The 18733-nt window shown below is 70.2% G+C and carries 15 protein-coding genes; 11 read left to right on the top strand and 4 right to left on the bottom strand.

Going from position 1 to position 18733, the window contains the following annotated elements; genetic code table 11:
- Positions 1-7 precede the first annotated feature (7 nt).
- The 6 genes from WFI52_RS08185 (at position 8) to WFI52_RS08210 (ending at position 4751) form a co-directional block, all read left to right on the top strand.
- Positions 8-526: a Jag family protein gene (locus WFI52_RS08185; protein ID WP_336626876.1), complete on the top strand. Its 519-nt coding sequence runs from the start codon at positions 8-10 to the stop codon at positions 524-526.
- Between the two features lie 28 nt (positions 527-554).
- Positions 555-1181, top strand: coding sequence for a 16S rRNA (guanine(527)-N(7))-methyltransferase RsmG (gene rsmG / locus WFI52_RS08190; protein WP_336626875.1), 627 nt, complete (start codon positions 555-557; stop codon positions 1179-1181).
- Between the two features lie 102 nt (positions 1182-1283).
- The gene (locus WFI52_RS08195; RefSeq protein ID WP_336626874.1) at positions 1284-1496 is read left to right on the top strand and encodes a hypothetical protein; all 213 of its coding nucleotides are present in this window, start codon (positions 1284-1286) and stop codon (positions 1494-1496) included.
- Between the two features lie 928 nt (positions 1497-2424).
- Positions 2425-3357: a ParA family protein gene (locus WFI52_RS08200; protein ID WP_336626873.1), complete on the top strand. Its 933-nt coding sequence runs from the start codon at positions 2425-2427 to the stop codon at positions 3355-3357.
- Entirely contained in the window at positions 3357-4400 is a 1044-nt protein-coding gene (locus WFI52_RS08205; protein WP_336626872.1) for a ParB/RepB/Spo0J family partition protein, read from the top strand. The genes WFI52_RS08200 and WFI52_RS08205 overlap by 1 nt, the downstream gene beginning before the upstream one ends.
- Before the next feature lie 9 nt (positions 4401-4409).
- Positions 4410-4751: a tryptophan synthase subunit alpha gene (locus WFI52_RS08210; protein ID WP_336626871.1), complete on the top strand. Its 342-nt coding sequence runs from the start codon at positions 4410-4412 to the stop codon at positions 4749-4751.
- 98 nt (positions 4752-4849) lie between these two features.
- Here WFI52_RS08210 and trxA read toward each other — a convergent pair whose 3' ends face one another.
- The 4 genes from trxA to WFI52_RS08230 form a co-directional block, all read right to left on the bottom strand.
- Entirely contained in the window at positions 4850-5173 is a 324-nt protein-coding gene (gene trxA, locus WFI52_RS08215) for a thioredoxin (protein WP_336626870.1), read from the bottom strand.
- 71 nt (positions 5174-5244) lie between these two features.
- On the bottom strand, positions 5245-6270 hold the full coding sequence (trxB, locus tag WFI52_RS08220) for a thioredoxin-disulfide reductase (RefSeq protein ID WP_336626869.1): 1026 nt from the start codon (positions 6268-6270) through the stop codon (positions 5245-5247).
- A 130-nt stretch (positions 6271-6400) separates the two neighbouring features.
- Complete coding sequence (gene murJ / locus WFI52_RS08225) at positions 6401-8011, bottom strand: murein biosynthesis integral membrane protein MurJ (protein ID WP_336626868.1); 1611 nt, start codon at positions 8009-8011, stop codon at positions 6401-6403.
- Positions 8004-10139, bottom strand: a complete 2136-nt coding sequence (locus WFI52_RS08230) for a DUF6049 family protein (protein WP_336626867.1) — start codon at positions 10137-10139, stop codon at positions 8004-8006. The genes murJ and WFI52_RS08230 overlap by 8 nt, the downstream gene beginning before the upstream one ends.
- A gap of 158 nt (positions 10140-10297) precedes the next feature.
- On the opposite strand from WFI52_RS08230, the gene WFI52_RS08235 reads away from it, so the two are divergent.
- From WFI52_RS08235 to exaC, 5 genes are all read left to right on the top strand, one after another.
- Entirely contained in the window at positions 10298-11896 is a 1599-nt protein-coding gene (locus WFI52_RS08235; protein ID WP_442927724.1) for a DUF7059 domain-containing protein, read from the top strand.
- Positions 11897-11901: 5 nt separating this feature from the next.
- Positions 11902-13344, top strand: coding sequence for a CCA tRNA nucleotidyltransferase (locus WFI52_RS08240; RefSeq protein ID WP_336626865.1), 1443 nt, complete (start codon positions 11902-11904; stop codon positions 13342-13344).
- A 49-nt stretch (positions 13345-13393) separates the two neighbouring features.
- A complete protein-coding gene (locus tag WFI52_RS08245) occupies positions 13394-14734 on the top strand; it encodes a GAF domain-containing protein (protein WP_336626864.1) in 1341 nt (446 codons plus the stop codon).
- A 77-nt stretch (positions 14735-14811) separates the two neighbouring features.
- On the top strand, positions 14812-16977 hold the full coding sequence (gene malQ, locus WFI52_RS08250) for a 4-alpha-glucanotransferase (protein ID WP_336626863.1): 2166 nt from the start codon (positions 14812-14814) through the stop codon (positions 16975-16977).
- 118 nt (positions 16978-17095) lie between these two features.
- Positions 17096-18643: an acetaldehyde dehydrogenase ExaC gene (gene exaC / locus WFI52_RS08255; RefSeq protein WP_336626862.1), complete on the top strand. Its 1548-nt coding sequence runs from the start codon at positions 17096-17098 to the stop codon at positions 18641-18643.
- Positions 18644-18733 lie beyond the last annotated feature (90 nt).

Genomic DNA, 18733 nt, shown 5'->3' on the forward strand with positions numbered 1-18733 from the left:
AAGAACGATGAGCAACACGACTGACCAGGCGGGTACGCACGTGGACGGCGCGGGCGCGTCGACGAGCGTCGAGCAACTCGAGCAAGAGGGCGACATCGCAGCGGACTACCTCGAGGGTCTGCTCGACATCGCCGACATCGACGGTGATCTGACTCTCGATGTGCGTGCCGGACGCGCGTACGTCTCCGTGGAGAACGATGACGAGGACGCGCTCACGCTGATCTCGTCTCCCGACACGGTGCAGGCGCTGCAGGAGCTCACGCGGATCGCAGTACAGACGCAGACCGGACGGTTCTCCCGTCTGATCCTCGACGTGGGCGGGTCGCGCGATGCGCGACAGCGACAGCTCGAGAACCTGGTCGACCGCGCGATCGCCCGTCTCGACGAGGGCGCGTCGCAAGCATCGCTTCCCGCCATGTCGAGCTACGAGCGGAAGCTGGTGCACGACGTCGTCGCCGCGCGGGGGCTCGTGTCCGAGTCGTACGGCGAAGGCGCTGACCGGCACACGGTGATTCGCCGCGGCTGACGCCGGGCGTTTCACGTGAAACATCGAGATGATCGAGGTCGAGCCGACTGAGGCATCCGTCGTCTTCGGCGAGCACATCGATCGCGCGCGCCGGTTCGCGGCAGCACTGGGTGAACACGGCGAGGAGCGCGGTCTCATCGGGCCGCTGGAGCCGCCGCGTCTGTGGACGCGTCACATCCTGAACTCGGCCGTCGCCGCACCTCTTTTCCCCACCGGCGGCGTCGTCGGAGACATCGGGTCCGGTGCGGGACTGCCCGGGATCGTTCTCGCGATCGCGCGTCCCGATGTGCAATGGGTCCTGATCGAGCCGATGGAACGCCGAGTCGCCTGGTTGCAGGAGCAGACCTCCGCTCTGGGCCTCGCGAACGTGGAAGTGCTACGTGCGCGTGGCGAAGACTGGACACGTGGGCCGGTGCTGGATGCGGTGACCGCTCGTGCCGTGAGTGCACTGCGCACGCTCATCCCTCTGACGGCTCCCCTGCTGCGCGCCGGTGGTGAGCTGATCCTTCTCAAAGGCGCGAACGCGCAGAACGAGATCGGGGCGGCTGAGAAGGCGATTCGGAAGTACAAGCTCCAGAATGCGCGCGTCGAAGTCGTGGGGGAGGGTGTCATCTCCGAGCCGACACGCGTCATCCGCGCCACGGCGGCGGGCTGACGTCACGCGACGTTGCCAGCGGGTTGGTTGATCCTCTGCCGTGGCGAGCTTCGGCTGGAGTTCTTCCTGTTCCCTGGCCATGTGCCCGAGGAGAGCTCCTTCATGTGCAGCGTCCGAGTCGATGACCTCGATGAGCTGTATCGGCAGATCAAGGGGTCAGGCGTCGGCGAGCAGACTGCCGGTCTTCCGCGGCTGCACCCCGTGGAGGTGCAGCCGTGGGGGCAACGCGCCGGGTTCCTCGTCGACCCTGACGGGACACAACTGAACCTGATCGAGAATCTCGCTGAGCCCGGTTCCGCCAGCACTGGTATCTAGGCGATGAAGGCGTTGAGGATCACGCCGGCGGTGCCGGTTCTGGTCGCCCGGCTCCGAGATGGCCGTCGTGCTCCCGCGGGTGCAGAGGCGGCCACCTATCGCCCGGGACAAGTACGCCTTGTGGCCACGGACCGCGTCGGATCGGGTTCGTAGTCCGCCCTGGCATCCGCAAACGGTCGTCACCTCACGCCCCGGCGCGCACAGCAGCATCTCCTTGATTGAAGGACCACACACCCGAGAGCTCCTGCCGCGACCGGCGGTGCTCGCGGGGCATGTCACGGCAACCAGGAGGCGATGGCGAGGCCTCACGGTTGTCGACCGTCGTGAAGACGTGCGCATCGCAAATGAGCGCGGCCTGGCGGAGGAGGTGTTTCACGTGAAACATCGGCGGGTACGTACCTCGGTTACGCCAGTGCGCGGCGCCATATATGCCACACCATCGGCACGTGGAGTTCCGTTGATGTGCCGTCGGGCATGGATGGGTGTTCACGCCGGACCGATCGGTGTACGGGCCGTCAGGGTGCGCCAACTCTCGTGGACATTCCTTCCTGCGGCGGATGCTCCTCCTCGGTGTGTCGGCAACCTCGGATGCCGTCCGTCGCGCACCACTGCCGCGCACCTCGACATCACTGCGCGAGCATTGGGTGTTTCACGTGAAACATCGGTGTGGTCGTTGTGTCCACGATCTCCGTTCACTGGGCGTGGTGCGGCGCTCGATGAACGGCCGCGATCCGGTCCCTGTGGGGAGCGGTGCGGCAGCTTCGATTCCATTCAGTGAGGAGAAGGCGTTTCACGTGAAACATGGGCCGGCTCTACGGCGCGCCACGCGATGTGTTTCACGTGAAACGTCGCCGCCCATCGAGAGGGGACCTCGGCGTCGTGGGCCTCGACTACAGTGGGAAGGTCCCCGAAGCGATAGGAGTCCGCGGTGCAGGAATCGGAGAACGCGACCGCTCCCGCACCCTTCTCCATCGACGACAGCCCGATCGCTCGTGAACTCGCCGACCTCACATCACGGCGCCGGGCGCTCGATGCGGTGTCACTCGATTTCGAGGGAACGACACGGGTCATCACGGTGTCGAACCAGAAGGGCGGCGTGGGAAAGACCACCACAACCGTCAACATCGCCGCCGCGCTCGCGACCCTCGGGGCTCGAGTGCTGGTGATCGATCTCGATCCGCAGGGGAATGCGTCGACGGCGCTCGGCGTGCCGCACACCGCCGACATCCCGAGTGTGTATGACGTGCTGATCGATGAGTTCCCGCTCGCCGACATCATCCAGACGAGCCCGGAGTCTCCTAACCTGCTGTGCGCTCCCAGCACGATCCACCTCGCCGGCGCAGAGATCGAACTCGTCTCCCAGGTCGCACGAGAGCACCGTCTCCGCACCGCACTCGAGGAGTACCTTGCGACATCGACGGAGCGGCTGGATTACGTCCTCATCGACTGCCCCCCGTCGCTCGGTCTGCTCACGATCAATGCCTTCACGGCCGCCGGCGAGTTGATGATCCCGATCCAGTGCGAGTACTACGCACTGGAGGGCCTCAGCCAGCTGCTCGGCAGCATCCGGATGATTCAGAAGCACCTGAATCCGGCGCTCCACCTGTCGACGATCGTCCTGACGATGTACGACGGTCGTACCCGGCTCGCGCAGCAGGTCGCCGAGGAGGTGCGCCAGCACTTCCCGAGCGAGGTGCTGAAGACCGTGATCCCGCGCACCGTGCGGGTGTCGGAGGCGCCGAGCTTCGGGCAGACGGTCATCGCATACGACCCGCAGTCGGTCGGGGCCGTGTCCTACCGCGAGGCCGCGGTGGAGCTGGTGCAACGGCAGCGGACGAAGACGAACGAGGAAGGCATCTGATGGCGAAGCGCACAGGACTGGGCCGGGGGATCGGCGCCCTCATTCCGACGACCGAGAGCACCGAGTCCCGTCCGGTCGACGTGTTCTTCCCGGGGGCGGCAACACCCGCCCCCGATTCTGCGTCGACGCCGGCGTCCGTGGAGAAGACCTCCTCGACGTCGGGCGGCGGGGTGAATGCTCCCACGGAGGGCACCGCCGCAGACGAGGCTGTCGACCTCCTCGCCGTGCCGGGGGCGCGCCTCATCGAGATCGACCCCAACGAGATCGTGCCGAACCCGCGGCAGCCGCGTACCAACTTCGACCCGGATGATCTGGCGGAGCTCGTGCACAGTGTGCGGGAGTTCGGCGTGCTGCAGCCGGTCGTCGTGCGCCGCAACGACGAGGGCGCCTATGAGCTCATCATGGGTGAGCGGCGCACCCGCGCCTCGCGCGAAGCCGGACTCGCCTCGATTCCCGCGATTGTGCGCGACACCGCCGACGACGACCTGCTGCGTGACGCGCTGCTCGAGAACCTGCACCGTTCCCAGCTCAACCCGCTCGAAGAGGCATCCGCCTATCAGCAGCTCCTCGAGGATTTCGGCATCACCCAGGAGCAGCTCGCGACGCGCATCGGCCGATCGCGTCCGCAGATCAGCAACACGATCCGCCTCCTGAAGCTGCCCGTGCCGGTGCAGCAGCGCGTCGCCGCCGGGGTGCTGAGCGCCGGGCACGCGCGCGCGATCCTCTCACTCGACAGCGTCGAGGCGATGCAGCGCCTCTCGGACAAGATCGTCAACGAGGACCTGTCCGTGCGTGCGGCAGAGGCCGCGGCCAAGGGAGTGGATGCCGCGGTGCAGCGGACCCCGGCACCGAAGGCCGGCGCTCGTCGCGCTCATCTCGACGACGTCGCTGAGCGCTTGGGGGACCGGCTCAACACAAAGGTGAAGATCTCGCTTTCGGCAAGAAAAGGCCAGGTCATCATCGATTTCGCCACCATCCAGGACCTCAACCGCATCCTCGCAGAGATCGGTGAGACCGAGTACGGCTCCGCTGCAGGAGCGTAGGCTGGAGGGGTGACCGAACGCCCACCGCTCCCTCGACGCGCGAGCCTCGAGGTCCTGCGCGCCGAGGCGTCCGACGAACTGTCGGTGCTCGTCGAGGAGCGGATCCGCGACGGGGAGGACCCGTGGGATTTCATGGAGGACCTGCCGTCTGTCGACGAGCTGGTCGTTCTGACCCTCCGCGCCGAGAACATCGCCGCCGACGGCGGCAATCGGCCCACTGTCGCGCGCAACTATCGGGTGCTGCGTCAGATTTCGCTCGACTACCCCGCGCTCACGCGCGCCGTGTGGCGTCTGCTCGGCAGTGAGCCGCACCGTACGTGGGATGCCTCGGTTCGCGTCCAGGCGTCCTGACGACACGGCGCGCTGAGGACACCACGAACTGACGACGCCGCGGCGCTCGACCGGTGAACGGGAGCGCCGCGGCGTCGGTGGTCAGGCGATTACGGTGGTCAGGCGAGGTAGGTGGCGAGGTCCTGCTCGAGGGCGAATTTCGGCTTGGCGCCGATGATCGTCTTCTCGACCTGGCCCTTGTTGAAGACCTTCATCGCGGGGATCGAGGTGATCTGGTACTCCATCGCGAGGTTGGGGTTCTCGTCGACGTTGAGCTTCAGAACGGTGATCTTGTCGCCGTTCTCGGACTGGATCTCGTCGAGGATGGGGCCGACCATGCGGCACGGCCCGCACCAGGCGGCCCAGAAGTCGACCAGGACGGGGCCTTCTGCGTCGATGACGTCCTGCTGCCAGGTGCTCTCGCTCGTGGCCTTCGCGGTCATTGTGTTCTCCTTAGGGGTGGTTCGCTGTGGTGAAACGCGTTCGGCGTCGGAATTGTTCCGCTGCGCGTGTGTCAGACCGCGCCGGCCGCCGCGGGTGCTGCGGCGGTGTCGGCGTCGCCGTCGGCATCCGTGAGGTGGTCGATCTCCGAGGCATCCACTTCGGGAAGACCGGCGTCACCGCGAGCGGCGAGATAGTGCTCGACGTCGAGGGCTGCGGTGGTGCCGGATGCCGCGGCGGTGACGGCCTGCCGGTACGTCGGGTCGACCACGTCGCCCGCGGCGAAGACTCCGGCGACCGACGTACGCGAGGAACGGCCGTCGACCCACACGGTTCCGTGTTCGGTCAGGCGCAGCTGGTCGTGCACGAGGTGGGTGCGCGGGTCGTTTCCGATTGCGACGAAGACCCCGGTCACGGGCAGTTCTCGCGTCGAGCCGTCGACCGTGTCGCGCAGCAGCAGGCCCGTGACAGCGTCACCGCCGAGGACATCGGCGACCTCGCTGTTCCAGACGAACTCGATCTTCTCGTTCGCGAACGCACGGTCCTGCATGATCTTCGACGCGCGCAGCTCGTCGCGGCGGTGCACGATGTACACCTTCGAGGCGAACTTCGTCAGGAACGTCGCCTCCTCCATCGCCGAGTCGCCGCCCCCGATGACGGCGATCTGCTGCTCGCGGAAGAAGAAGCCGTCGCACGTCGCGCAGTACGAGACGCCGTGGCCGGAGAGGCGCTGCTCGCCCGCGATACCGATCTTGCGGGGTGCGGAGCCTGTGGCGAAGATGACCGACTCGGCCTCGTGCACGGCGCCGTTGCCCAGCGTGACCTTCTTCACGTCACCCGACAGGTCGAGTTCGACGACGTCCTGGTAGAGGACTTCGGTCCCGAACTTCTCGGCCTGCTCCTGCATCTTGGCCATGAGCTCGGGGCCCATGATGCCCTCGGGGAACCCGGGGAAGTTCTCGACCTCGGTGGTGTTCATGAGCTCACCGCCGGTCTCGACGGAGCTCGCGACGAGCAGCGGGGAGAGGTTCGCCCGCGCCGCGTAGATCGCGGCGGTGAAGCCCGCCGGGCCGGAACCGATGATGATGACCTGTCGCACTGCTCTGCCTTTCCGAGGCGTTGATGGCTTTCCGAGGCGTTTCGGAGGCTTTCCCTGCGGCCCGAAGCGGCCCACGAAGCTTAGAACCCATGGTAACCGCGGCGCATTCCACGACGGGGGAGGCGGGTCGTCAGCGGCCGATGATCCGGCGGACGAGACGGGCCGCGATGGCCAGCTCCGGTGCGCGCAGCGCGGCGAGCGCGGCGACGTACACGAGGAGGGATGCCGCGCCGACGATCGCGCCGCCGGCCGCTCCCAGGAACCGGTCGCTCGTCATCCATCCGCCGGCCCCCCCGAGCAGGAGGAACACCACCCACCCTCCGATGAACGCGGGAACCGCCGCGAGCGCGAAGCGGCCGAGGGCGCGCCACGTCGGGTGCAGCGCGGCCGTGTCGGTGTGACGGCGCAGCAGACGCAGCGCGACCGGTAGCTGCACGTATGTCGACAGCGACTGCGCGAGCGCGACGGTCGCGGCGAGGAAGGCGAGCGGCAGGATGCCGAGGTACACGGCGATCACGGCGATGACGGCGCCGATCGCCGCGAGCGCTGCCTGCACGAACGAGAACACGAACGGTGTGCGGGTGTCCTGGAAGGCGAAGAAGGCGCGGCGCAGCACGACGAGCACCCCGAACGGCACGAGCGCGATGAGGTAGGCGCACAGCACCCACGCCATGGCGACAGCGCCTTCCGTGCTATTCGTGAAGACGCGGGTGAGGGGGACGGATGCCGCGGCGATCGCCGCCGTGAAGCCGAACGCGAAAAGGGCGATCGCTCGGATCGACTCGTCGAGGTTCGGGCCGACGCGGTCGAGCCGTCCGGCGGTGACATCCTCGGCGAGCCGCGTGAAGTACGTCGTCGAGATGGACATCGCGACGATCGAGTGCGGCAGCATGAAGATCAGCCACGCGTAGACCATCACCGAAACGCTCGCCTTGCCCGATGCGAGCGTCACGACCTGACTCTGCACGATGCCGGCGACCTGACCCACGACGACGGCGAGAAAGGTCCACCACGCGAGGGTGCCGATGTGCCGCAGGCCGATGCCGCGCCACCGGAAGTCGGGGCGCACGTGCAGTTTCGTGCGCTTCCAGAAGAACAGCAGCACGACCGTCTGGAGTGCGATGCCGAGGGTAGCCGTTCCACCGAGCAGAGCGATCATGCCGGCATCCCAGTCCGACAGCTCGGTGAACGGACCGCCGAAGACGGCGAGGAACACCCCGAACCCGGCGATCGAGACGAGGTTGTTGACCGTCGGAGCCCAGCTGTACGGACCGAAGACTTTGCGCGCGTTCAGGACTTCGCCGAGAAGGGCGAACAGGCCGTAGAACAGCAGCTGCGGCAGCACCCAGTAGGCGAACGCGACGGCCAGCGCGTGCTGCTGCGGACCCCACGAGGCCGCGTACAGCCAGACGAGGACAGGTGCGATCGCCATCATGAGCGCTGTGGCGGCGACCAGGACGACCGCGCCGAGGGTGAGGAGTTTGGAGACGTACCGTGAGCCGCCGTCGGTGTGAGCGGCCGCTTTGACGATCTGCGGCACGATGATGCCCGTGATGACGCCCGCCGCCAGCAGTTCGTAGACGTTCGTCGGCAGCGTCGCCGCGACGCTGAAGGCGTCGGCAGCACGGCTGCCGTACGAGCCGATCACGGCGACGAGAACGAGCGAGCGGACAAGACCCGTGATGCGGGAGAAGAGAGTGCCCGCCCCGATGATGGCGCTGGCGCGACCGAGGCTAGCCATCGGCATCCTCACTCTTCGTCGTGCGGGACCCGGTCGCCGAAGCGCGCCGGCTTCTCAGCTTCAGCACGGTGCGGACGACCCCGACGATCAGGAGCGCCGCCACGAGCGTGATCATGATGATGAGTCCGACGGACTCCCATTCGGCGTGCACCGACACGTGCACGGGCACCGCGTCGCCGATCGCAACGCCCGTGGCGCTCCGCAGCTGCAGGTCGAGCGTCGATTCGCCGCTGCCGACCCGTGCCTGGACGGGCACCTGCACTCGGGTGTTCTGCGACGGGCCCGCTTCGACCGGGGTCGTGCTCTGAACGACCAGGCGTGGGTCGTTCCGCGTCGCGACGAGGACGACCGACACCGGCCAGCGCAGGTCGTTGCGCACCGAGAAGTTCAGCGGGGCGCTCGAAGCGGCGAGCGTGATGTCGACGGGCGGCGTGATCGCGACCGCGTCGAGGGTGTCGCGCGTCTGCGCACGGTGATCGGTGTACGCGGCGTCGGCCGCCTCCGTCGTCGCGGCGCGCCATCCGTTGCCGATGAGCTGCAGGATCGCCGCGCGCTCGGGAGAGGTCAGCACGCTCGGGTCGGCGAGGATCGACGAGAAGCTCTGCAGGTCGCTCTCGTCGTTCAGGAGCGCCTGCAGATGGGCGACGCGTGTCTCTTCGGCCGTCCCGGCAGTCGCTGTACGGAGCGTGACGGGGGTGGCCGCCCCGCTCGTGAGGCCAGTGAGGTCGGAACTCGCGGTGCGCCCGGCAAGGCCGGAGGCCGTCTGCAGCGCCGCGCGCAGCGACGGCGACGCACCCGAGCGGTCGATCGTGACGACGAGTGCGCCCGCGCCGGCATCGGCGGTCGCGAACTGCGCGTAGGCGGATGCGGCGGCCAGGGCGGCATCGCGCGCGGGGGCGGCATCGCTGGCGGCGGCCGCGCCGAGCGCGCGCGAGGTGTCGGCGTCGTAGACGAGGAGGCGGGCGTCGCCGGCATCGGGCGCCGTCGCCCAGGCGGGAGCCACGGCATCCGTCACCGCGCCCGAATCGATCAGCGTGAGGCTGGATGCCGGGGCGAGAGCCGCCACCGTCTCAGCGCCGGCCGTGCCCGTCGCGGGCCAGAGGACGGCATCGCCCGAGCCTCCCACGTCAGTGAGCTGAGCGAGCGTGGGCAGAGCGGTTGGCGCGCTCGGGGCGGGGGTCGGCGTTGCGGAGCTCGCGGAGTCACCGGGTGCCCCGGATGCCGCGCGGAAGTCGCGCGCAGACATGTAGGGGTCGAGTGGCAGCGCGGTGAGGGGTGCGCCGAGGCCGGCGGCGATCTGGGTCGCGAGGTCAGCATCGCCGAACTGCAGGGCGAAGCGCGGGTTGGGCAGTGTCATCAGGTCGGACAGCCAGGCGACGGCGCTCGCGGGTGCGGCGGTGCCGAGCACGCGGATGGCGGCGACGATCGCGGGATCCACGGCGAGCACGGCGTTCGATCCGGTCACGGCGTCGAGCGCGCTGCGCAGCTGTCCACCGGGAGCCGTCAGCGTAGTGAGCTCGTCGGCGGTGAGCAGACCCGTCGACCGCGCGGGCGCCGTGATCGGCGCGATGACCGTCACCGTTCCGCCCGTCGTGGCGGGCGGAACGACGAGTACGGTCCGCGCCGTGACGACACCTTGCGGCGTCGTGTAGTCGGCGCGGACGGGGTAGATGCCGGGCGTGCGGGCCGCGAAGGCCGCCGCGTCGAGGCTGATCGTCGTCGCTCCCGTTGCGCGGCTCGCGACGGGAGCGAGCGTCGTGTCGGCGAGGACCGTCTCGGTGCGGGACGCGTCAGTGGTGTCGCCCTGAAGCCACGCGCGCGTCGCCGCGCGGTCGCCGAGCGCGGTCGCCGACGTCGTCACGCGGACGGCGCCCGCGTCCACGTCGGCGAGAGTGGGGTTGTAGGCCGAGAGGGTCAGGGTCAGCGCACCCGTCGTCGAGACGATGCCTGCGCCGGAGGGTGCGGCTGTCAGCACGATCGCGGCGGTGCTGCCCGCGTCACCGTCCGCATCGTCGGCGACGGCGGGGGCGGTGAGGCCGAGTCCGATCGCGATCATCGCGGAGAGCGTCAGCACAGCGACCCACGCTCTCGCGAGAGGGCGGGCAGGGTGGAACGGGCTCAAGGTCATGACGGGATTCGACTCCTGTGCGATCCCAGACCGCACGATCAGGTGCGATTCTAGGGTCACGCCCCTGTGCGCCCGCAGTGACGGGCCGCGCGCGCGGTGAATGGACGACGAATGGATGCCGCTTGACTGACTCTCCGACCCCCCGTACGGCTGTGCCCGTGACTCCCGATCCCGCCGCCGCAGCGGCGCTCCGCCGGGATCTGTCCGACGCCGGCTACACCGCCGACGCGGTGCGTGCGGCGTGGGGACCGCTCGCCGACGAGGCGATCGGTCATGGTCTGGCCGGCCCTGCGCTCCGCGCGCTCGCGGGGGCTGCGTCGGGCGCGGGTGCGACGACAGCCGCCGTGGCGACCCTCGCGCGCCTCCTCTTCCTCGGGGCGCCCAGCCCCGCGGCATCCGTCGAGGCCGCCCTCCCGACGGCGGGCACCGCGGGACTCGCGGCGCTCGGACTCGCTCGGATCGAGGGCGACGAGGTCGTGCCGCTCGCGCTCGTGCGTCCGCAGGACTATGCCGAGGCCCGCACAGACGGGGAGGCCCGCGCCGACGGGGAGGCTCGCGGCGGCCAGTGGTGGATCGCGAGTGACCTCGACGAGACGGCGCTCGGCGGCCCGCTGCCCACGGGGCACGTGCTCGGCGTCGGCGGCGCGTCGCTCACGCTCGCAGGTCTCCAGCTTCCGACCTCGGCCGCACGGGTTCTCGACGTCGGCGCCGGCTGCGGCATCCAGGCCCTGCGCGCACGCCGCTACGCGGCAGACGTCGTCGCGACCGACGTGTCGGAACGGGCGCTCGCCTTCACACGCCTGAACGCGCTGCTGAACGACGTCGACCGCGTCGACACGCGTCTGGGCAGCCTGTTCCGCCCTGTCGCGGGAGAACAGTTCGACCGGGTCGTCTCCAACCCGCCGTTCGTCATCACGCCGCGCGCTGCCGGCGTCCCCGAGTACGAGTACCGCGACGGGGGCTTCGCGGGGGACGACCTGGTCGCCGCGTTCGTCAGCGGCGTCGGCGGGGTGCTCGCGCCGGGCGGGGTCGCGCAGCTGCTCGGCAACTGGGAGTACCGGGACGGCGAGGACGGCCTCGACCGGGTGCGCGGATGGGTGGATGCCTCGCCGGTGCCGCTCGATGCGTGGGTCGTCGAGCGCGAGCAGCTCGACCCGCTCGCCTACGCCGAGCTGTGGGTGCGCGACGGCGGCACGGCACCGGGAACGCCGGACTACGCCGCGCTCGTGGACGCGTGGCTCACCGACTTCGCCGCACGCGGTGTCGCGGCGGTGGGGTTCGGATACCTGCTGCTGCGGCGTGCGGCATCCGGCACGCTCACCCTCCGGCGCTTCGAGCGCATCACGCATGCTCTGCCGGAGGGGGCGCTCGGCGACCACCTCGCGGCGGCGCTCGCGGCCCACGACGCTCTCGCGGGCTTCGACGACGATGCGCTCGCCGCGGCGACGTTCGTCGTCTCCGGCGATGTCACAGAGGCGCGGCACCACCTCCCCGGTGCGGAGGACCGGTCCGTCATCGAGCTGCGTCAGGGCGGCGGGTTCGCCCGCGTCATCGAGGTCGACCCCGCCCTCGCCGCCCTCGTCGGGGCGTGCGACGGGGACCTTCCCGTGGGGGTCCTCTCCGACGCGATCGCGGAGCTGCTCGAGGTGGATGCCGCGGCGCTGCGCGCCGACCTGCTTCCGCGCGTGCGGGAACTGGCCTTCACGGGATTCCTGCGCCACGCGACCGGGACCCCGGAGGCTGCGCCGGTAGGCTGAAACCCATGCTCAACATGGCCGAGGGGCTCGACCGCCTGGGGGCACTCGCGACCTCTCCGATCATGGCGCGACTGGGCGCGGCGTTCGCGCAGGCCGGGTTCGAGATCGCGATCGTCGGGGGTCCGGTGCGCGACGCGATCCTCGGGCGCGAGACGCACGACCTCGACCTGACGACCAACGCGCGGCCCGACGACATCCTGCGGATCGTGAAGCCGCTCGCTTCGGCGACCTGGGACATCGGGCGGGCGTTCGGCACGATCGGTGCGAAGATCGCCGGTCCGTCCGGCAGTGCCGAGCAGGTCGAGATCACGACGTACCGCGCCGACAGCTACGACGGCGCGACCCGAAAGCCCACCGTCGAGTTCGGCGACTCTCTCGACGCCGACCTCACGCGCCGTGACTTCACGATCGGCGCGATGGCGCTGCGCCTGCCGGTGCCCGCACTCGTCGATCCGACCGGAGGCGTCGAAGACCTTCTCGCCGGAGTCCTGCGCACGCCCGGCGATCCCGACGTGAGCTTCGGGGACGATCCGCTGCGCATGCTGCGCGCAGCCCGCTTCGCCGGGCAGCTGGGGTTCGCGGTCGCTCCCGAGACGCTCGAGGCCATGACGCGGCTGCGCGCGTCGATCCGCATCGTCAGCCCCGAACGCGTGCAGGGCGAGCTCGTGAAGCTGCTCGAGTCGGCCGACCCGGTCCGCGGCATCCGGCTGCTCGTCGACACCGGGCTGATGGACGAGATCCTGCCCGAGATCCCCGCGCTGCGGCTCGAGATCGACGAGCACCACCACCACAAGGACGTCTACGAGCACTCGCTGACCGTGCTGCAGCAGACGATCGACCTCGAGCACGACCGTCACCCGGGCGCTGCTCCCGACGTGACGCTCCGTCTCGCGGCCCTGCTGCACGACATCGGCAAGCCCGCGACCCGCAAGCTGGAGCCGGGCGGGGGCGTCAGCTTCCACCACCACGACCTCAAAGGTGCGCGGATGGCTCGCAAGCGCCTGCAGGCGCTGCGCTTCGACACCGACACGATCTCGTCGGTCACGCAGCTCGTCGAGCAGCATCTGCGGTTCTTCGGCTACTCGGAGGGCGCCTGGACCGATTCCGCCGTCCGTCGCTACGTGCGGGATGCCGGGCCGGAGCTCGAGCGCCTGCACATCCTCACCCGGGCCGATGTCACGACGCGCAACAAGCGCAAGGCCGCGCGCCTGTCCGCCGCCTACGACGACATCGAGCGGCGCATCGCCGAGCTCGCCGCGCAGGAGGAGCTCGACGCGATGCGTCCCGAGCTCGACGGCAACCGCATCCAGGAGGTCCTCGGCATCGGCCCGGGGCGTGAGGTCGGCGAGGCCTATCGTTTCCTCCTCGATCTGCGGCTCGACGAGGGGGTCATCGGCCCGGATGCCGCGGAGGCGCGTCTGCGCGCCTGGTGGGCCGCGCGCGGCTGAGCGATCCGACCTAGAATCACAGCATCCGTCACTGTCGATCGGAGTCGCCGTGCCCTCGTCGTGGTCGTCACGGCGCGAGGTTTCGCCTGAGACATCGCGTCTGATGATCGAGCGCGCGCACGATGAGTTCGTCGGCGGCAATCTCTCCGATCCACGACTGGGGCAAGTGCGCGGAATCGTGCAGGACTCCTGGCGTCGCTCCCTCGCCCACCTCGTGGGACCCGACGGCACGCCTCCGCTCGACCTGAGCGCGGAGGAGCTCGAGGCCTACCGGAGTGCCCACCCCCTCGCCGGCGCGATGGACATGATCCGCGCGCTGCTGCTGCCGGAGTCGGATGCCGGCGTCGTCGTCGCGGTCGGCGATGCCGCCGGTCGGCTGCTGTGGGTCGAAGGCGACCGCCGGGTGCGCGACCTCACGGGCGGCATGGGCTTCGTCGCGGGGGCGAACTGGTCGGAAGAGATCGTCGGCACCTCCGCTCCCGGGACCGCCTTGGCGCTCGGGCGCTCGGTGCAGATCCATGGTGCCGAGCACTTCAACCGCCTCGTCGCGCCGTGGTCCTGCACGGCCGCGCCGGTGCACGATCCCGAGAGCCGGCGTCTGCTCGGCGTCATCGACGTGACCGGCGGCAGCGAAGCGGCGACGCCGCAGGCGCAGCTCTTGGTGGATGCCACGGCGCGCGCCGTCGAGGGCGAACTGCTCGTCGCGCGGTTGCGAGCGCGCGCGGCGGCGACGGCACCCATCCCGGTGCGGCGCGGGTCGTCGCGACGCGCTGCGCAGGCCCCACGCGCGCCCGAGTCCGCGACGCTGCGGGTGCTGGGCCGGGACCGCGGATTGCTGGAGGTGACGGGGGCCGGCGGTGAGACGCTCGCCGAGCTCTCCGGTCGGCACGCCGAGATCCTGCTGTTGCTCGCCGTTCACCGCCAGGGCCTGTCGGCCGACCGGCTGACCGAACTCGTCTACGGCCCCGACGCCGGGGAGGGCACGCTGCGCCCCGAGATGGTGCGGCTGCGCAAGGTGCTCGAGCGGGTCGCGCCGCAGCTCGTGCCGTCGTCCCGCCCCTACCGACTGCCGGCCGAGCTCGAGACCGACGCGCACCAGGTGATCTCGCTTCTCGACCGCGGCGCGCACCGCGTCGCGCTGTCCGCGTACCGCGGACAGGTCCTGCCCGACTCGACCGCCCCGGGCGTCGAGGAGTTCCGCGACACGGTGCGGCTGGCGCTGCGCGAAGCGCTTCTCACCGAGGCGTCCGTCGACGTGCTCCTCGCCTACGCCGACACGGTCGACGGCCAGCAGGATGCCGAGGTGCTCCGCCTCGCCCTCGAGATGCTGCCCGCCCGCTCGCCGCGCCGCGCCGCGCTCGTGACGCGGATCGAGAAGCTCGAGGCCTGAGCGGATCGCCGCCGCGGTGGGACACCGGCGGAGGCGCAGGAACCCGCGCCTGGCAGGATGGCGGTACGGAGGTGGACATGACCGCAGACATCCCGACGCCGGGTACGACGGCCGAGGTTCCCGGGGAGGCGCTCGTGCGTCTCGCCGACGCGCACGGCATCGCGACGGAGTACTGGTCGTTCTTCGGTGAGCGCGTCCACGTGCCCGCACCCACGCTCCGAGCCGTGCTGACGGCGATGGGCGTCGCTGCGGAGACGGATGCCGAGGTCGCCGACGCGCTCGCCGCCGCGGACGAGCGGCCGTGGCTCGCGCTGCTGCCGGCCTCCCACGTCACGCGGCCCGGCGTGCGGCCCCTCGTCGTCCATGTCGTCGACGGCCACGACGTCGCGCTCACCCTCACTCTCGAGGACGGGTCGGCGCGGGACCTCCCCATCCCCGCGCAGAGCCCGTCGGCTCGGCTCGCGGGCGGCGCGCTGCGGTGGCGCGTGGAGGTGCCCGTGCCCGCGGACCTGCCGCTCGGCTGGCACACCGTACACGCGACCGAGACGCCGTTCGGGGGTGGCGACCCCGCGCGCACCGCTGCGGCGACACTCGTCATCACGCCCGAGCGCATGCCCGACCCGCCGACGCGGCCCGGGCGCGATCGCGGGTGGGGCCTGATGGCGCAGCTGTACTCGGTGCGGTCGCGCGCATCGTGGGGCATGGGCGACTTCGCCGATCTCGGCGACCTCGCCGCGATCGCGGGTGCGCAGGGTGCGGACTTCCTCCTCATCAATCCCGTCCATGCGGCCGAGGTCACGAGCCCGATCGAGCCGTCGCCCTACCTGCCGGCGACGCGACGCTTCCTCGCGCCCCTGTACGTGCGACCGGAGGACGTCCGCGAGGTCGCGTACCTGACGCCCACCGAGCGGGCGCTCGTTGAAGCCGCGCGCGCTCCTGTCGCCGCGATGGATGCCGACGCGACGAGCCGCATCGACCGCGACGCCGTCTGGGCGGCCAAGCGCGCCGCCCTCGACGCGATCTTCGCTGTACCACTCAGCGCCTCGCGCCGTGCCGAGCTCGCGGCCTTCGCCGCGCGCGAGGGGCAGCCGCTGCAGGACTTCGCGCTCTGGTGCGCGCTCGAGGAGCACTACGACGGTGCGGAGCGCCCGAGCGACGCGTGGGACATCTCCTCACCCCTCGTCGCGGACCTTCGCCGCGACCTCGCGGGTCGCGTCGCGTTCCACGTGTGGCTGCAGTGGCTCTGCGATCAGCAGCTCGAGCATGCGCAGGCGGCGGCGGTGGCATCCGGCATGGCCATCGGCGTCATGCACGATCTCGCCGTGGGCGTGCACCAGCGCGGGTCGGATGCCTGGTCGCTGCGCCCCATGTACGCGCAGGGCATGGCCGTCGGCGCACCGCCGGACATGTACAACCAGCAGGGCCAGACCTGGAACCAGCCCCCGTGGCTCCCCGGCGCGCTCGCCGCGGCGGGCTACGCGCCGCTTCGCGACATGATCCGGACGCTCCTGCGCCATGCCGGGGCGCTCCGGATCGACCACGTGATCGGGCTCTTCCGGCTGTGGTGGATCCCCGAGGGGCTGTCGCCCGCGGGGGGCACCTACGTGCGGTACGACCACGAGGCGATGATCGGCGTGCTCATGCTCGAGGCGCAGCGCGCGGGGGCCGTGCTCATCGGCGAGGATCTCGGCAACGTCGAGCCGTGGGTGCGCGACTACCTCGCCGCGCGCGGGGTCCTCGGCACGAGCGTGCTGTGGTTCGAGCGCGCGGGCGACGGGTTCGTCCCGCCCGAGCACTACCGGCGCAGTCTCCTAGCGACGGTCAACACGCACGACCTGCCGCCGACCGCCGGCTACCTCGCCGACGAGCACGTCGCGCTGCGGGCGCGGCTGGGCCTGCTGACCCGCCCCGTCGACGAAGAGCTCGCCGACGCGGATGCCGAGCGCGCCACCATGCTCGCGCTCCTCCGCGACCGCGGGCTGCTGGGCGAGGCCCCGACCGAGCAGGAGGTCATCGCGGCGCTGTACGCCTTCATCACGGCGACGCCGTCGCAACTCGTCGGCGTGGCCCTCGTGGATGCCGTGGGCGAGAGACGTACGCAGAACCAGCCCGGCACGGACCGCGAGTACCCGAACTGGCAGATCGCGCTCGCCGACGGCGCCGGACGCGCCGTGCTGCTTGACGACCTGGCATCCGACCCGCGCTTCGTCGCGCTCGCACGCACCGTCGACACCCGCGTCTGACCGCGCGGCGGAAGGCGGCTGAGCCGCGCAACGGAATGCAACGTTGCGCGGCGTAGCTTCTGCGGCATCCGAAAAGCGGCGCTGCTGCCGCCCCCGAAGGAATGTCGAAGGAGACATCATGACCATCGTCGAAGAAGGCGTCTCGAGCGTTTACGCCGCCCCCGGCCAGCGCGGCTCCGTCGCCGAGTATCGCGCCCGCTACGGCCACTACATCGGCGGAGAGTTCGTCGAGCCGATCAAGGGCGGGTACTTCGAGAACATCACGCCCGTCACCGGCAAGCCGTTCTGCGAGGTCGGGCGCGGCACCGTCGAAGACATCGACCGTGCCGTGGACGTCGCATGGAAGGCGTTCGAGTCGTGGAAGCGGACAACGCCCGCTGACCGCGCCAACATCCTCAACAAGATCGCCGACCGCATGGAGGCGAACCTCGAGAAGATCGCCGTCGCCGAGACGTGGGAGAACGGAAAGCCCGTGCGCGAGACGCTCGCCGCCGACATCCCGCTCGCGATCGACCACTTCCGCTACTTCGCCGGAGTCCTCCGTGCGCAGGAAGGCACGCTCAGCCAGATCGACGAGGACACCGTCGCGTACCACTTCCACGAGCCGCTGGGAGTCGTCGGCCAGATCATCCCGTGGAACTTCCCGATCCTGATGGCCACGTGGAAGCTCGCACCCGCGCTCGCCGCCGGCAACTGCGTCGTGCTGAAGCCCGCCGAGCAGACCCCGGCATCCATCCTGTTCCTCTTCGACATCATCGGCGACCTGCTCCCGGCCGGCGTCGTGAACATCGTCAACGGCTTCGGCATCGAGGCGGGCGCGCCGCTCGCGCAGCACAAGCGCATCCGCAAGGTCGCGTTCACCGGTGAGACGACGACGGGACGGCTCATCATGCAGTACGCGTCGCAGAACCTCATTCCGGTGACGCTCGAGCTCGGGGGCAAGTCGGCGAACATCTTCTTCGAGGACGTCGCACGACAGCAGGACGCCTACTACGACAAGGCGCTCGAAGGCTTCACCTTCTTCGCCCTCAACCAGGGCGAGGTGTGCACGTGCCCGTCGCGCGCCCTCATCCAGCGCTCGATCTACGATCAGTTCCTCGGCGACGGCCTGGAGCGCGTCGGCAAGATCGTGCAGGGCAACCCGCTCGACCCGGCGACGATGATCGGCGCCCAGGCATCCAACGACCAGCTCGAGAAGATCCTCAGCTACATCGAGATCGGCAAGGCGGAGGGCGCCAAGCTCCTCGCCGGTGGCGAGCGGGTCGATCTCGGCGGCGAGCTGAGCGGCGGCTACTACGTCGCTCCGACGGTGTTCGAGGGTCAGAACTCGATGCGCATCTTCCAGGAGGAGATCTTCGGCCCGGTCGTCTCGGTGACGTCCTTCGACGGGTTCGACGACGCGATCCGCACCGCGAACGACACGCTGTACGGTCTCGGTGCGGGCGTCTGGAGCCGCTCGGCCGACACGATGTACCGCGCCGGGCGCGCGATCGAAGCCGGCCGCGTCTGGACGAACACCTACCACCAGTACCCCGCGCACGCGGCGTTCGGCGGGTACAAGCAGTCCGGCATCGGGCGTGAGAACCACCTGAAGATGCTCGACCACTACCAGCAGACGAAGAACCTGCTCGTGTCGTACGCCGAAGGCGCGATGGGATTCTTCTGAGCCGCGGAGAGCCCCCATCCACACGGCATGCAGCGCGGCAGACTCCCTCGCGCGTCGCGCGCTGCATGCCGTATCGGCGGAGAGAAGATC

It is taken from the genome of Microbacterium sp. MMO-20, assembly GCF_037147735.1.
In the GTDB taxonomy this organism is placed as follows: domain Bacteria; phylum Actinomycetota; class Actinomycetes; order Actinomycetales; family Microbacteriaceae; genus Microbacterium.